The organism is Enterobacter sp. PL_is379, from assembly GCF_055817355.1.
On sequence record NZ_JBVPGT010000030.1, the window covers coordinates 310,308 to 326,222 of the forward strand.

Annotated in this window: 16 protein-coding genes; 15 read left to right on the forward strand and 1 reads right to left on the reverse strand. The window is 55.8% G+C overall.

Annotated elements, in window-relative coordinates; genetic code table 11:
* Positions 1–85 precede the first annotated feature (85 nt).
* From sad to AC0TOY_RS15690, 9 genes are all read left to right on the forward strand, one after another.
* Complete coding sequence (gene sad, locus AC0TOY_RS15650; protein ID WP_473722093.1) at positions 86–1,474, forward strand: succinate-semialdehyde dehydrogenase; 1,389 nt, start codon at positions 86–88, stop codon at positions 1,472–1,474.
* 111 nt (positions 1,475–1,585) lie between these two features.
* Positions 1,586–3,175, forward strand: coding sequence for a methyl-accepting chemotaxis protein (locus AC0TOY_RS15655; RefSeq protein WP_473722094.1), 1,590 nt, complete (start codon positions 1,586–1,588; stop codon positions 3,173–3,175).
* Between the two features lie 62 nt (positions 3,176–3,237).
* Positions 3,238–4,164, forward strand: a complete 927-nt coding sequence (gene glsB / locus AC0TOY_RS15660; RefSeq protein WP_024908464.1) for a glutaminase B — start codon at positions 3,238–3,240, stop codon at positions 4,162–4,164.
* Positions 4,164–4,520 (forward strand): DUF4186 domain-containing protein, encoded by a 357-nt coding sequence (locus AC0TOY_RS15665; protein WP_473722095.1) that lies wholly within the window; start codon positions 4,164–4,166, stop codon positions 4,518–4,520. The genes glsB and AC0TOY_RS15665 overlap by 1 nt, the downstream gene beginning before the upstream one ends.
* 113 nt (positions 4,521–4,633) lie before the next feature.
* Positions 4,634–6,073 (forward strand): sensor domain-containing diguanylate cyclase, encoded by a 1,440-nt coding sequence (locus tag AC0TOY_RS15670; protein ID WP_473722096.1) that lies wholly within the window; start codon positions 4,634–4,636, stop codon positions 6,071–6,073.
* Between the two features lie 119 nt (positions 6,074–6,192).
* Entirely contained in the window at positions 6,193–7,158 is a 966-nt protein-coding gene (locus AC0TOY_RS15675) for a sensor domain-containing diguanylate cyclase (RefSeq protein ID WP_061715145.1), read from the forward strand.
* An 82-nt stretch (positions 7,159–7,240) separates the two neighbouring features.
* Positions 7,241–7,768: a GNAT family N-acetyltransferase gene (locus tag AC0TOY_RS15680; RefSeq protein WP_024908468.1), complete on the forward strand. Its 528-nt coding sequence runs from the start codon at positions 7,241–7,243 to the stop codon at positions 7,766–7,768.
* A gap of 118 nt (positions 7,769–7,886) precedes the next feature.
* The gene (locus tag AC0TOY_RS15685) at positions 7,887–9,338 is read left to right on the forward strand and encodes a tagaturonate reductase (protein ID WP_473722098.1); all 1,452 of its coding nucleotides are present in this window, start codon (positions 7,887–7,889) and stop codon (positions 9,336–9,338) included.
* A 200-nt stretch (positions 9,339–9,538) separates the two neighbouring features.
* Positions 9,539–10,453 carry a bestrophin family protein gene (locus tag AC0TOY_RS15690; RefSeq protein ID WP_032647218.1) on the forward strand — a complete coding sequence of 305 codons (915 nt, stop codon included), beginning with the start codon at positions 9,539–9,541 and terminating at the stop codon, positions 10,451–10,453.
* On the opposite strand, the gene AC0TOY_RS15695 is transcribed toward AC0TOY_RS15690, so the two are convergent.
* Positions 10,441–10,989, reverse strand: coding sequence for a GNAT family N-acetyltransferase (locus AC0TOY_RS15695; protein ID WP_048991639.1), 549 nt, complete (start codon positions 10,987–10,989; stop codon positions 10,441–10,443). The genes AC0TOY_RS15690 and AC0TOY_RS15695 overlap by 13 nt on opposite strands.
* Positions 10,990–11,123: 134 nt before the next feature.
* Between AC0TOY_RS15695 and AC0TOY_RS15700 the strand changes: the two genes are divergently transcribed.
* The 6 genes from AC0TOY_RS15700 (at position 11,124) to AC0TOY_RS15725 (ending at position 15,867) form a co-directional block, all read left to right on the forward strand.
* Complete coding sequence (locus AC0TOY_RS15700) at positions 11,124–11,711, forward strand: hypothetical protein (RefSeq protein WP_148769175.1); 588 nt, start codon at positions 11,124–11,126, stop codon at positions 11,709–11,711.
* A gap of 11 nt (positions 11,712–11,722) precedes the next feature.
* Positions 11,723–12,193, forward strand: coding sequence for a GNAT family N-acetyltransferase (locus AC0TOY_RS15705; protein WP_473722100.1), 471 nt, complete (start codon positions 11,723–11,725; stop codon positions 12,191–12,193).
* Positions 12,194–12,205: 12 nt separating this feature from the next.
* A complete protein-coding gene (locus AC0TOY_RS15710; protein WP_473722102.1) occupies positions 12,206–12,646 on the forward strand; it encodes a GNAT family N-acetyltransferase in 441 nt (146 codons plus the stop codon).
* 145 nt (positions 12,647–12,791) lie between these two features.
* Positions 12,792–13,787, forward strand: coding sequence for an alpha/beta fold hydrolase (locus AC0TOY_RS15715; RefSeq protein ID WP_032647228.1), 996 nt, complete (start codon positions 12,792–12,794; stop codon positions 13,785–13,787).
* Positions 13,788–13,831: 44 nt separating this feature from the next.
* The gene (locus tag AC0TOY_RS15720) at positions 13,832–14,572 is read left to right on the forward strand and encodes a response regulator (protein ID WP_148769187.1); all 741 of its coding nucleotides are present in this window, start codon (positions 13,832–13,834) and stop codon (positions 14,570–14,572) included.
* A complete protein-coding gene (locus AC0TOY_RS15725) occupies positions 14,569–15,867 on the forward strand; it encodes an ATP-binding protein (RefSeq protein ID WP_473722103.1) in 1,299 nt (432 codons plus the stop codon). The genes AC0TOY_RS15720 and AC0TOY_RS15725 overlap by 4 nt, the downstream gene beginning before the upstream one ends.
* The last annotated feature ends 48 nt before the right edge of the window (positions 15,868–15,915 follow it).

Here is a 15,915-nt window from a genome sequence, read left to right on the forward strand (position 1 = left end):
CGTGAATAAGGTGGTTAGTATTATTCATTTTTAAGAAATAGCAGAGTGAGCCACAATGAATCAACCGAAATGCGTGGAGAACATCATGAAATATTCATCTGCTACACATGCCCTTTCTGTTAACCCGGCCACGGGTGAAACCCTCGCTGCGTATCCCTGGGCGACGCCGCAAGAGGTTGAACGCGCGATTTCTCAGTCCGACGCGGGCTATCGCCAGTGGCGACGCGAAAGCGTGTCCCACCGGGCGCAGAAGCTGCGGGATCTCGGCGCCGCGCTGCGAAACCGCGCGGAAGAGATGGCGCAGATTATCTCCCGTGAAATGGGCAAGCCCATCCTGCAGGCGCGAGCGGAAGTGGCAAAGTCCGCCGGTCTGTGCGACTGGTATGCCGAGCACGGCCCGGCAATGCTGCGTGCGGAGCCGACGCTGGTGGAAAACCACAACGCGGTCATTGAATACCGTCCGCTGGGGCCGATTCTCGCGGTGATGCCATGGAACTTCCCGCTCTGGCAGGTGCTGCGCGGCGCGGTGCCGATTCTGCTGGCCGGTAACAGCTATCTGCTCAAACATGCGCCCAACGTGCTCGGCTCTGCGGATCTTATAGGGCAGATCTTTGCGGATGCGGGTTTCCCTGAAGGTGTCTTCGGCTGGGTGAACGCCACCAATGACGGCGTCAGCCAGGCGATTAACGATCGTCGTGTTGCGGCGGTGACCGTCACCGGCAGCGTGCGTGCCGGGGCCGCCATTGGTGCTCAGGCAGGAGCCGCGCTGAAAAAATGCGTTCTTGAACTGGGCGGCTCAGACCCGTTCATCGTTCTCAACGATGCCGACCTGGATCTCGCCGTGAAGGCGGCGGTAGCGGGTCGCTACCAGAATACCGGGCAGGTGTGCGCGGCGGCAAAACGCTTCATTGTGGAAGAGGGTATTGCGGACACCTTTACCCAACGCTTTGTCGATGCGGTTGCTGCCCTGAAGCTGGGCGCTCCGGAGCAGGAAGAAAACTACCTGGGCCCGATGGCGCGTTTCGATCTGCGCGATGAACTGCATCAGCAGGTGCAAGCGACGCTGGCAGAAGGGGCAACGCTGCTGCTGGGGGGTGAGAAAATCAGCGGCGAGGGAAATTACTATGCGCCAACCGTGCTGGCGAATGTCACCCCGTCGATGACGGCGTTCCGCCAGGAGCTGTTTGGTCCGGTCGCGGCCATTACCGTCGCGAAAGACGCGGAGCATGCCCTGATGCTTGCCAACGACAGCGACTTTGGCCTGTCCGCCACCGTCTTTACCGCTGACGCAGCGCTTGCGGATAAATTCTCCCGCGAGCTGGAGTGCGGCGGCGTGTTTATCAACGGCTTTAGCGCCAGCGATGCGCGCGTGGCTTTTGGTGGCGTGAAGAAAAGCGGTTTCGGCCGCGAGCTTTCCCACTTTGGCTTGCACGAGTTCTGTAACGTGCAGACGGTGTGGAAGGATCGCGTGTAATCCTTAATTTCGGCCCTCGTCGTGAGGGCCGTTGTCATTATTCTGCCATGGTTCTGTCATTTTCATTTCGTAGACTCGCACGCGTCTAACGCCTTGTAAATGAAGCTAATTATGAACCTAACGCAAATTTTTTGCCGTATTGCGCAGCGTCTCACCCCTCGTCACTTTGGCCTGTTGACGGGCATCTTTTGCATCATTGGCCTTTTCTCCGCGGTGCAGCTCTCCTCGTCACTCCTGCTTAACGCCTCCCTGAACAACGCCCAGCGTAACGAGCAGCAAAACCTGCTGGCCTGGCAGCAGCAGAGCAAGCTGGATCTGGCCCGTGTTTCCCTGCTGGCGGCAAGCGATCTGCTTAACCGGTCCGGCGTCTGGTTTATGCAGGATAAAGAGACCGGCTCCGACGGAAGCTGGCATAGCCTGATGGACGATGCGCAAAAGGCGCTGACGGTTTCTCAGCAGGCGTGGAAGGCCTGGCTGGCGCTGAATCCGCCGAAAGATGACGCGCTGGTGAACAGCTATCAGCTTTTCTACGGTGCGATTAACGAGCAGGCTGAAGGTCTTCTCAAGACCAACACCATCGACGCTTTTTTTGCCGTCCCGGCGCAGGCGTTTCAGACGGATTTTAACGATAACTATGCGCGCTATCAGCAGGCAAGCGAGAAGCAGGCCATGCAGGGGCGCCAGAGCCTCATGGCGCAGCTCTCCGGTCTGCAAACGTTATTCCTGTTTGCGCCGGTGCTGTTAGTCGCCATCGCCGCTGTCGTCTGGTTCGGCATGTCCAGATGGGTGATTACGCCGCTGCGTCGGTTGATTGCGCATATTAACCGGCTGGCGGCAGGGGATCTCTCCGGCACGCCGCCGGACGTCATGCGCTTCAACCGGGAGATAGGGCAGCTTAGCGACAGTATTGCCACGATGCAGCACGGTCTGCAGCAGCTGGTGACGCAGGTCAGCCATGCCACGGCGACCATGGTGGAGAACATTGGCTCCCTGGCGCAGGGTAACCAGAAGTTGTATCAGCAGTCGGCACGCCAGGCGAAAGAGCTTGAGGATGTGACGGCGCATATCGCGGCGCTGGAAAACCATGTGGAAGGGAATACCGGCTATGCCAGACTCGCCAGCTCGCGGGCGGATGAAGCGCGTCAGGCCGCCGCGGGGGGAGACCAGATGATGTCGACCGTAAACGCGTCCATGCAGGCGATCGTCGACCGATCGTCCGAGATGCGCGGGATCGTGGCGATGATCGACAGCGTGGCGTTTCAGACCAATATCCTGGCGCTGAATGCGGCCATCGAGGCGGCCCATGCCGGAAACCAGGGGCGCGGGTTTGCCGTCGTCGCCCGGGAGGTTGGATTGCTGGCCAGAAAGAGCAGCCACTCGACGCAGACCATTCAGGAGCTGATCAACCGCTCGGTTCAGGGCATTGAAGACGGTTCCCGTGCCGTCACCCTGATGGAAGAGAATCTGCAGCAGGTCACCGGTCTGGTGGGCAATTTAAGCAGTTTGCTGAATGAGATCTCCACCGCCACCCTCAGCCAGGGGGAGAGTATTCACCAGATGACGCGTCAGCTTCAGGCACTGAACCAGGTCTCCCGTCAGACGGACCTGCTGGTCTCTGACGCCTCGGATGCCTCTGAGCGACTGCAAAAGCAATCCGATCTTTTATTGCAGGCCGTTTCGCGTTTTCGTCTTAGCGCCTGACGCAATACATAAGCCTCTGTTATACTCGCAGCCCGTTTTAGCCTGAGGGCAAGGAGCAAAGTGTGGCTGCGGTCATCCATAATGAGATGTTGGACGAGATTCTGGCGCAGGTTCGTCCGTTAATTGGAAAGGGGAAGGTTGCCGACTATATTCCGGCCCTTGCCTCGGTCAGCGGGAATAAGCTGGGCATTGCTATCTGTACTATCGACGGACAGCGATACCAGGCAGGGGATGCAACAGAACGTTTTTCCATCCAGTCCATTTCGAAAGTGCTCAGTCTGGTTGCGGCGATGCGCCAGTATGAAGAAGACGAGATCTGGCAGCGGGTGGGCAAAGATCCGTCCGGCCAGCCTTTTAACTCGCTGCTTCAGCTTGAGATAGAACAGGGTAAACCGCGAAATCCCTTTATCAACGCCGGGGCGCTGGTGGTCTGCGATATGCTGCAAAGCCGCCTGAGCGCACCACGTCAGCGAATGCTTGAGATTGTGCGTCAGCTCTCGGGCGTTGACGACATTACCTATGATACGGTTGTGGCACGCTCGGAGTTTGAACACTCTGCCCGTAACGCGGCTATCGCCTGGCTGATGAAATCCTTCGGTAATTTCCACAACGACGTGGCGACCGTCCTGCAAAACTACTTCCATTACTGCGCCCTGAAAATGAGCTGCGTTGAGCTGGCTCAGACGTTCCTGTTCCTTGCGCACCAGGGGCACGCGCCGCATCTCGATCAGGAAGTCGTTTCGCCGCTTCAGGCTCGTCAGGTTAACGCGCTGATGGCCACCAGCGGGATGTATCAAAACGCCGGCGAGTTTGCCTGGCGCGTTGGGCTTCCGGCTAAATCGGGCGTTGGCGGCGGGGTCGTGGCGATTGTGCCGCATGAAATGGCGATAGCCGTCTGGAGCCCGGAGCTGGATGAAACGGGAAATTCGCTTGCCGGCGTAGCGGTTCTGGAGAAACTGACTCAGCGTCTGGGACGTTCCGTATACTGATGTCCGATCTGGATCCTCTCTTTTCCCGTCTGGCGCGATCGACATTTCGCTCGCGCTTTCGGTTAGGCGATAAAGAACGACAGTACTGCTGGGACAAAGGCCCCGAAACCATTGACCAGCATGCCGCGGATTTTGTCGAAAAGCGCCTTGCGCCTGCACAACCCGCAAATGACGGTAAACAGACGCCTATGCGCGGTCACCCGGTGTTTATCGCCCAGCATGCCACCGCCACCTGTTGTCGGGGCTGCCTGGCAAAATGGCATAACATTCCACAGGGTGTAACGCTCACCGCGCCGCAAAAAAATTATATCATCAGCGTTATCCACCACTGGCTGGTGCTGCAGATGAACGCCTAAATTTGACGAGTTATGCTCCAGTGGTATTTGTGTTATAGATGCATCCTAAGTTAGTCCCGATCATGCTGACGACCGCAATAATTGCCATAAGCTTTCATATGGAATGATATTTAATGCGTTCTGCTCTTACCGCTTTCAGGCCGTTCCAGCCTGACACGCCGCTGCGAAATGCATCGACGATCTTCATCCTCACCACCTTGTTCTATTTTGTGGGCGCGGAATTACGGCTCGTTGAGGCCCTGTCGCTGTTCTGGCCGCTGAATGGCGTCATGGCAGGGATCTTCGCCCGCTATGTCTACCTGAATCGCCTGCATTACTATGCGGTATGCTATGTCGCGATGCTGTTGTACGACGCGGTGACGACCAACTGGGGTATAGCCTCAGTGGTGATCAATATGTCTAACATGATCTTTATTGTCGTCGTCGCCGTGCTGGTTCAGCGCGACAAGCGACTGATGAAGAAAACCCCCGATCCGCTTAACGCGCTACGCCTGTTTAACTACTGTCTGATTGCCGCGCTGCTTTGTGCCTTGCTCGGCGCTGCGGGGTCGGTCGGGATTGACAGTCACACCTTCTGGCCGCTGTTTGCCGACTGGTTTAGCGAGCAGTTCTCAACCGGCGTGCTTGTTGTGCCCTGTATGCTCACGTTACGTATGCCCGGGCGTGATCTCAGGTTACGTCTGGAGCAGCTGCTGCCGGTGATGGCGCTGATCGTCTCGGTGGTCGCGTCGGTGGTGATTGGCGGAGCGGGGAGCCTCTCGTTTCCTCTGCCAGCGCTTATCTGGTGTGCGGTTCGTTACTCATTGCCTGCGACCTGTCTGCTGACGTTTATCACGGGTGCCACTGAAATCATTTTGGTCGCCAACTCGATTATTAACATTGCCGTGGCGACGCCGTTTACGACGCCAATGATGTTTTCAGCCCGGCTGGGTATCGCCACGATGGCGATCTGCCCGGTGATGGTCTCCGTCAGCATGGCGGCGATTAATTCCCTGATCCGCCAGGTTTCACTGAGGGCGGATTATGACTTTTTAACACACGTCTACTCGCGTTCCGGGCTTTATGAGGCGTTAAAGCATGAAGAGACGTACCGGCATACCCGTTTTTTGACCGTCATGCTGCTGGATATTGATTATTTCAAAAGCATTAATGATAACTACGGCCACGAGTGTGGAGATCGCGTGCTGGCGTCGTTTGCCCGACAGGTTCAGCAGGTCGTCGGCGAAGACGGTATGGTGGCGCGCATGGGCGGGGAAGAGTTCGCTGTGGTGGTTCATTCAGGCGACGCGCAGCACGGTTTTGAACTGGCTGAGCGTATCCGTTCCACCGTTGCCAGCCATCCTTTTACATGGCGTCACCAGACGCTCTTTCTGACGGTCAGTATTGGCCTCGGCAGTGGAAAGGCTGAGTCATGGCAGTTGACCGAAGTCTTCAACAAGCTCATGGCCGAAGCGGACGATCATCTCTATCGTTCAAAAAAAGCGGGTCGAAACCGTACCAGCGCCCGGGTGGCGGACGAGCAAATTGCCGCGCCCACCGGGAGTGAAACATAGCTGCGTTAATCGTCATAAGGCATTGACGTGAATAGTAAGCGACTTAACAGGCTGTCAGAACGCTGACAATGCCTCTGTTTAAGCTACGCTTTTAGTAACGCTTTACGTCAGGAGACATTATGAAAGCACCTGCAACCCCTGAAAATGAAACAGACAGACTCAACTCGCTACGAGAATCCGGTCTGCTTGAGATCGACAGTTCCCCGGCGTTTGACCGGTTAACGCGTCTGGCAAAACGCTTCTTCCAGGTGCCGCTGGCGATGGTCAATCTCATTGATGAGCATTCGCTAATCGTTAAGTCCGCTGATGGTCAGGCACCTGGCTCCGTTCCGCGTAACATCTCATTTTGTGGGCATACGATCCTCACCGAAGCGCCGCTGGTGGTAGGGGATATGCTTCAGGACGATCGTTTTGCGGATAACCCGCTGGTGGCCGGTGAACCTCGCGTGCGGTTTTACGCGGGCTTCCCGCTGCGCCTGCGTGACGGCGCAAGCGTTGGCTCGCTGTGCCTGATTGATTACGCTCCCCGGGAGTTTTCTGCCGCCGACCTCGCCGTCCTGGGAGATCTTGGCGCGCTGGCGGAAGATGAATTTGCTGCCATCAGCGCGGCGACCACGGATGAATTAACCGGGCTATTCAACCGTCGGGGCTTTAATCAACTCGTGCGCTTCACGCTTTCCGTTGCCCGGCGCCGGGCAGAGCCGCTGACGCTCGGCTGGCTGGATTTGGATCGCTTTAAGGAAATTAACGATCGCTTCGGGCATGAAGAGGGGGATAAGGCGCTGAATGCCATGGCGCAACTGATGCGTGCCTCTTTCCGCGAAGCGGATCTGCTGGTTCGTTTTGGCGGGGACGAGTTCGCCGTGCTGTTCGCGGATACGGATGAGCAGGGCGCCTGGATTGCCATGCAGTATCTTGTCGAGCAGGTAGAAAACTATAACGCCCGCAGGTTACACCCCTGGTCGCTTCACTTTTCATGGGGGCTAAGTGAATTTGATCATAACGGCAACGACCTGCAGCAGTGGTTAAAAGATGCCGATGAAAAGATGTATGCCATGAAGCAGCAGCGCCAGCGCGCCCGGTGACATAACAAAAGCCTATGTCCGATCCGTTTGCGTTAAGAAGATGTTAAATGCACAGTGATGGTATTCAACGTAAGGAAAAACAATGAATACCTCACTGCAAATCAAAAACCTCACCCGAGACGAAATTCTCACCCACCTTGATGCGCTAGCCGGGATCCTCGAAAATTGTGTGAACGGCGGGGCATCCGTCAGCTTTATGCTTCCCTTTAGCCTGGAGAAGGCCCGCTCTTTCTGGCGCGGCATTGCTGAAAGCGTAGGGCGCAATGAGCGCCTCGTGCTGGCCTGTGTCGACCCGCAGGACGGCGTCATCGGAACGGTGCAGTTAATCACAGACCAGCCTGAAAACCAGCCGCATCGCGCCGATGTGGCGAAGCTGCTGGTTCACGAGAAAGCGCGCCGGAAAGGTGCCGCGATGGCATTGATGGAAGCGCTTGAAGCTGAGGCTCGGGCCAGGAACATTTCGGTTCTGGTACTTGATACCTCCACCGGCAGCGGCGCCGAGACGTTCTACCAGCGCGCCGGATGGCAAAAGGTGGGGGAGATCCCGCGCTATGCCCTTATGCCGGACGGCGCCATGACGGCCACGTCCGTGTTCTATAAGTTCTTATGATTATTTTGTACAACTACGCGACGTATTGATCAAAACAGGGGTTCCGGTCGTTAAGTTTTGATAAGTTATCGTACCAATCTTATCAGGCTGTATGACTAATCATAAAAGGAACCCTCTTGTGAACACGCTCAACCGTCGTGATTTTCCCGGTGCTCAATACCCAGAACGCATCATTCAGTTTGGTGAAGGCAATTTCCTGCGTGCGTTCGTCGACTGGCAAATTGACCTGTTAAATGAACATACCGATCTTAATGCCGGAGTGGTTATCGTCCGTCCTATTCAAAGCGACTTCCCGCCGTCGCTGAGCACTCAGGATGGTTTGTATACCACTATCATTCGCGGCCTGAACGAGCAGGGTGAAGCGGTGAGTGAGAGCCGTCTTATCCGCTCGGTTAACCGTGAAATCAGCGTCTACGACGACTATGACGCCTTTCTCAAACTGGCACACAACCCGGATATGCGTTTTGTTTTCTCGAACACCACCGAAGCGGGTATTAGCTACCACGCGGGTGACAGATTCGACGATGCCCCTGCGGTGAGCTACCCGGCGAAGCTGACGCGACTGCTGTTTGAGCGCTTTAACCATTTCAACGGTGCACCGGATAAAGGCTGGATCATCATTCCGTGCGAACTGATTGACTACAACGGTGATGCACTGCGTGAACTCGTCCTGCGCTATGCCCAGGAGTGGTCGCTGCCTGCGGCCTTTATCCGGTGGCTAAACGACGCCAACAGCTTCTGCTCGACGCTGGTTGACCGTATCGTGACGGGTTACCCGCGCGACGAAGCGGCTGCGCTTGAAGCTGAGCTGGGGTATCACGATGGGTTCCTTGACACGGCTGAACATTTTTATCTGTTCGTTATCCAGGGGCCGGCATCCCTTGCTCAGGAACTCCGTCTGGATAAGTACCCGTTAAATGTGCTGATTGTCGACGACATCAGGCCCTACAAAGAACGCAAGGTTGCCATTCTGAACGGGGCGCATACGGCGCTGGTGCCGGTCGCCTTCCAGGCCGGGCTGGATACGGTGGGCGAGGCGATGAATGATGCGGAGATCTGCGCGTTCGTCGAAAAAGCGATTTATCAGGAGATCATTCCGGTCCTCGATTTGCCGCGTAACGAGCTGGAATCTTTCGCCAGTGCGGTAACAGGGCGTTTTCGCAATCCCTATATCCGACACCAGCTGCTTTCCATTGCGCTCAACGGCATGACCAAATACCGCACCCGCATCCTGCCACAGCTGCTGGCAGGGCAGAAGGCAACAGGGCAATTACCGGCACGTCTGACGTTTGCCTTAGCCTCGTTAATCGCGTTCTACCGCGCAGAGCGTAACGGGGAGAGCTATCCGGTGCAGGATGATGCATGCTGGCTGGAACGTTATCAGCAGCTCTGGGCGCAGCACCGCGATCGGCAGTTGAGCACCCGTGAGCTGGTGCAGTCGGTGCTCAGCGCACGCGAACACTGGGAACAGGACTTGACGCAGGTAAGCGGTCTTGTCGACCAGGTCACGCTGGACCTTGATGCCATTCTGCTGAAGGGAATGCGCGCTGCGGTTAAACCGCTTTGCTAACGTTCACCCGGCTGCGGCCGGGTTTAAACATACTTCATTTTAGTTACAACATACTATGTGCTTTGTTTTTAAAAAAACATATGCAGCACTGTGCGGATTTCGCTAATCAGGGGAGAAAATGCAATGTCCAGTTAACAAACTTGCAACGGTGACGGGGATCACGTTTAATAGCCTCGCTCTTTTCTTTCCTGAAACTCACTATGATCGTTCGTCCTAAACAGCACTGGCTACAACTGATTTTTGTCTGGCACGGTTCGGTACTGCCTAAGATCTATACCCGACTGCTGCTCAACTTCCTGCTTTCTATTGCCGTTATCCTGATGCTGCCGTGGTATACCTCACTGGGCATCAAATTTACCGTGGCGCCATTCAGCATTCTCGGCGTGGCGATCGCAATCTTTCTCGGTTTCAGAAACAACGCCTGTTATTCACGCTACGTTGAGGCTCGCCTGCTCTGGGGGCAGTTGATGATAGCGGCGCGCTCGCTGTTTCGCGAGGTAAAAAACACATTGCCTGACGATAAGCATCTGGGCGAATTTGTCCGTCTGCAGATTGCTTTTGCTAACTGCCTGCGCATGACCCTGCGCCGGGAGCTGAACGCCGAGCAACTCTCTCACTATCTTGCTCCGGATGATTTACGTCAGGTGATGAAAGCCAACTCACCGGCGAATCGTATTTTACTGATCATGGGGGAGTGGCTGGCCGTGCGGCGGCGTAACGGGCAACTCTCAGACATTCTGTTCCACAGCCTGAACAACCGTCTGAACGATATGTCCATCGTCCTGTCCGGCTGCGAGCGCATTGCGACCACGCCGGTACCGTTTGCCTATACGCTGATTTTGCACCGCACGGTGTATCTGTTCTGCATCATGCTGCCGTTCGCGCTGGTTGTGGATCTGCACTACATGACGCCCTTTGTCTCAGCGCTGATCTCATACACCTTTATCTCGCTGGACACCCTGGCGGAAGAGCTGGAAGACCCGTTCGGCACTGAGAATAACGATCTGCCGCTGGACGCCATCTGCAACATGATGGAACGCGATCTGCTGCAGATGAACGATGAAGAGAACATTCCGGAAAGGCTGATGCCGGATAAGCACTATCAGCTCACCTGACGGGCGTTCCACTCGTCGCGGGTGATCTCCCACAGCTCGGAGTCCAGCATCCCGCTAACGTAGGCTTTCTTCTCCGTCCTGATAAGCCGCATGCCGCTACTGTCCGAAATACGCCGGGAGCGGCTGTTGGCAGCGGCTTTCGGGGCGCGTAATACAGGTTTGTTTAGCGTATTGAACCAGTAATCCGTCGCGGCAATGCTGGCCTCGCGCATGTATCCCTGGCCCTGAAACTCCGGCGCGAGCCAGAACCCGCGGTTGTTATCTTCGACGTCGTACAGGCAAATAATGCCCATCAATTCATCCGGCACCTCACGTCGTCGGATGCTCCAGAACCAGGCAATCCCTTTCGCCACATCCGGCAGCGCCACGTTATTGACATAGTTTTCCGCGCCGTTATCCGGGTAGGGCCAGGGCACGGAAGAGACCATATAGCGGACGATCTCCCAGCGCGGATAAAGCTTTTGTATCTGAGCCGCATCTTCGGCAACCAGCGGTTTTAGCAGTAAGCGTTCTGTCATGAGCGTCGGTATGGTCATCCGCGGATCTCCCTTTTTAGGCGTTATGCTTTTGTTGGCGTTCTGGTATTTTCATCTCTATCACATTTAGTTGAGGCGTGCTGGGTTCATTCCCTACCAGAAATGGGCATCATTTCTTTAATGGCGAAATTTTTATGAGTTTTTTGTCTCTTTTAACCGGACGGGTTTTCCAGGATCTCCTGCAGCATGGCAAAGAGATAGAGGAGGCTATTGCTCATCGTGATATCCGTCTCTTGAATCATTCCACGCCCGAGCTGGAACGGTATTTTTCGCGTCCACTCAGCGAGCTTTCGCGTCAAAATCCTTACCCAGTAGCGGTACTGTTACCTCTTTTTTTAGTGGCGTTTGCGTTAAACCTTCTGCCTTTTCTCAGCACGTTGCAGGGTTTGTCACCTTTGCATCATGCATTGAGCTTTTTCTTACCATCATTGACGATGACAGGCGCGCTCATTGTGACAAGCGTACTCCTGGCACGTGGTAAGACGTCGGGATTGTCGGGCTTTATGGCGTTGTTCATCATCCTGCTGATAACGACCCTCGTTCAGGTTTTACATTTCCTGCTTTCGCATGACGGAGGTCTTTGGCCGCTGGTCATCGCATCATTCGCGCTATTACTTTGTCGGGTGGTGATGAACAGCAGCGGCTTTGTGCTGTTTACGCTCTATTGTCGTACTCAGCGTCTTGCCAGGTCGGCACGGGAAATGCGGCTAAAAAGCCGTTAAAGGAGGAAGTTATGACATTACGAAAAGCCAACCCACAGGAAGCAGAAACACTCTGGAATATTCGCAATCAGGCGATTCGTCACGGCTGTAAAACCAGTTACGACGCAGAGGTCATTGCGCGCTGGACGCCAGATCTCATGCCCGAACGCTTTCGGAAGATGATCATTGAATACCCTTTTTATGTGGTTGAAGATGAAAAGGGCGATGTTGCGGCAACCGGCTATCTCGATCTGGATACCCATTGCCTGGAGGCGATTTTCACCTTGCCTGCAGCCTCCGGAAAAGGCATGGCAACCCGGATTATTGAGGCGCTCAAACAGGAAGCCCGCAGCCGGGGGATAACCCGCCTGACGCTCGATGCGACGCCTAACGCCCAGTCGTTTTATCAGAAGCAGGGGTTTGTTACGCTGAGCGAAAGCTATCATCACTCGCGTATGGCGGGTGTCGATTTACGCTGTTTCGAAATGGCGATCAATTTGTAATGTGAGGAACACATGGCTGTCACGGTAAGACCTCTACGCGCAGACGACTATTCCCAATGGCGACCGCTGTGGGATGGTTACACCCATTTTTATGATTGCTACCTCGAGGAATCCGTCACCGCAGTGACGTGGGAAAGGGCGCTATCAGCGCATTCCCAGATGTTCTGCCGGGTGGTAGAGAAGGACCAAAAGGTCATCGGTTTCGCGATGTGCATTCTGCATGAAGGTACCTGGTCAACGGCCCCGATCTGCTACCTGGAAGATCTGTTTGTTGATGCCGACGAACGCGGAGCGGGTGCAGGTAAGGCGCTTATTGATGCTCTGATTGAGGAAGGCAAGCGCGAAGGGTGGTCGAAACTGTACTGGGTCACCCGGGAGAACAACCCGGCGCGTAAACTCTATGACAAATATGGCGAAGCTGACGATTACGTCCGCTACCGACTCTCCCTTTGAGGCGACAACGCCTGTGTTTGTATCACACTGTATCAGCGTCCCGGATACATACACAGGCTTGCAATAAACCCGCTTTCGCACATATCCGCTATACATTGCAGTGTTGTTATATCCCCGTGAATTGTACTCAACCGGAGATACCAACATGTTCAGCAAACTTGCTTACTCAACCCTCGCACTGACCGTTTCGCTTGGCACCGTGATGTCCTGTCAGGCCGAAGTCACCGGCACAAACGTCGCCGCAGCCTTTGACCATCCCCAGCAAATTAACGCCGGCGATCTGAATGTCGGCTATGTCGACATTGGCCCGAAAGACGGTCAGCCGGTTATTTTACTGCACGGCTGGCCGTACGATATTCACAGCTATGCCGAGGTTGCACCCGCACTGGCGGCAAAAGGGTACCGGGTCATTGTGCCGTCTCTGCGCGGTTACGGCACCACGCGCTTCCTTTCAGCAAAAACGCCGCGCAACGGCCAGCCTTCGGCGATGGCGAAAGACATCGTCAACCTGATGGATGCCCTGAATATCCGGCAGGCGGTGTTTGCAGGATATGACTGGGGCGCCCGGACGGCGGATATCGTTGCGGCGCTGTGGCCCGAGCGCGTGAAGTCACTCGTTTCAGTGAGCGGGTATCTCATCAGCAGCCAGCAGATTGGCAAACAGCCGTTGCCGCCAAAAGCGGAGCAGCAGTGGTGGTATCAGTTCTATTTCTCTACCGCGCGTGGTGCTGAAGGCTATGCCAAAAACACGCATGACTTCGCCCGTCTAATCTGGTCTCAGGCCTCACCTGACTGGAAATTTAGCGATGCGGTCTTTAACGCCAGCGCCAAATCCCTCGATAACCCGGACCACGTCGCGGTGACGCTCAGTAATTATCGCTGGCGTTTAGGGCTGGAAAAAGGCGAGCGCAAATACGACCGCTATGAGCAAAAACTGGCCACGCTGCCGAATATCACCGTACCAACGATCACCATCGAAGGCGGCAACAACGGCGCGCCGCATCCGGCACCGCAGGCCTATGCGGCTAAATTTACCGGCAAATATGAGCACCGCACCTTCGGCGCAACCGTAGGGCACAACCCGCCTCAGGAAGATCCGCAGGATTTCGTCAAGGCAGTTATCGACGCGGATAAGCTGTGAAATGTGCTATTTTCAGTACGTTACCCTTCGGTCTGGAGAGTTCGGTGGAACATATTGACCACATCCTTGTCGTCGATGACGACAGAGATATTCGTGAACTGATTGTCGATTATCTCGGTAAGTCTGGCTATCGCGCGACGGGCGCGGCCAACGGCAAAGAGATGCGTAGCGTACTGGATAAACAACATATCGACCTGGTGGTGCTGGACGTCATGATGCCCGGCGATGACGGTCTCACGCTATGCCGGCAGCTACGCAGCGGCAAACATAAAGATCTGCCCATTCTGATGCTGACGGCGCGCAATGAGGAGACGGACAGGATCCTGGGTCTGGAGATGGGGGCGGATGACTACGTGGTGAAGCCGTTTGTCGCCCGTGAGCTTCTGGCACGCATCAAAGCGATTTTACGGCGTTTTCGCACGATGCCGCCCAATCTACAGGTGACAGAAGCAGGGCGGCTGGTGATGTTCGGTCAATGGCAGCTCGATACCGTTGCTCGCCACTTAATCGACCCGGAAGGGGTGATTGTGGCACTCAGCGGGGCGGAGTATCGTCTGCTGCGCGTTTTCCTGGACCATCCGCAGCGCGTGCTGACCCGTGACCAATTGCTCAATCTGACGCAGGGGCGTGACGCCGAACTGTTTGAACGTTCTGTCGATCTGCTGGTAAGCCGGGTGCGCCAGCGTCTCAATGAAGATGCCCGCACGCCCGCCTATATCAAAACCGTGCGCAGCGAAGGCTACGTCTTTACGATGCCGGTGACCATCAAAGAGGTTAACGAATGACGTTCTGGCCACGCTCTCTGCTGGCCCGTTTGCTGATCGTCGTACTGTCCGGTTTGCTTCTGGCTAACGCCCTGAGCCTGACGCTGGTCATGACTGAACGCATGCACAGCGCGCGCACGGTGATGCTAGGTAATCTGGAAAACGATGTCGCAACCAGCGTCGCCATTTTAGACCGCTTACCGGCCAGCGAACGCGCCGCCTGGCTGCCGCGGCTTGAACGGGGTAACTATCGCTATATTCTGGGCACAGGGGAACCCGGCGCAGCGCCGACGGATAAGCGTTCGCAGGATGCTATCCGAACCTTAAAAGCGACGCTCGCGGCACAATATCCTCTCAGCTTCACCGCCGTTCCCGGCGCCATTTCACATATCCAGGCGCATCTCACGTTAAGAGACGGCTCGCCGCTGACCATTGACCTCATCCCGCGCATGCCACCCGTCGCCAGCTGGTTACCCGTTGTCCTCATCCTGCAGCTGCTGCTCCTGGCGGCCTGCTCCTGGATCGCCGTGCGGCAGGTGGTTCGGCCTTTTTCACACTTTACCCGCGCGGTGGATGCGCTGGATCCGGCAGCCAGCACGCCAATGACGGAAAAAGGGCCGGTTGAGGTGCAGCGGGCAGCGCATGCCTTCAACGCCATGCAGGCGCGCATTCAGTCTTATCTCAGGGAACGCGCACAGATCCTGGCCTCTATTTCTCACGATCTCCAGACGCCCATTACCCGCATGAAGCTTCGTGTAGAAATGACGGAGCAGCCTGAACTGCGGGACAAGCTCTTAAACGACCTTGATAACATGTCGCGTCTGGTGCGGGAGGGTATTGCGTATGCCCGGTCATCAGAATCACTGGAAGAGACGTCGCTGAAGCTGGAATTGAACGCCTGGGTCAACAGCATCGCCAGCGATTATCAGGACATTGGTAAAAACGTGCAGTTTCAGGCAAACGAAGTCCGTTTGCCGATCGTCACGCGTCCGCAGGCGCTTCGTAGAGTAATGACTAATCTGCTGGATAATGCCCTGAAGTTCGGCGACTGTGCCGTCATTGCCATTGATGATTCGTCTGCCGAAGAGGTGGTGATTCACATTGTGGACGACGGACCGGGAATACCCGAAGCCGAGCTGGAGGCGGTTCTGCAACCGTTTTATCGTGTTGAAACCTCGCGTAACCGCGATACCGGCGGGACAGGACTCGGCCTGGCGATTGCCGCGCAGCTGACCGCACAGCTGGAAGGAAAGCTCAAACTGGCGAACCGAGCCGGTGGCGGACTGGACGTCTCCATTACGCTACCGCGTCGTTAATTGTACGGCTTTGTATCTCCTGGCCCGGATGATACAGAGCCAGACAAA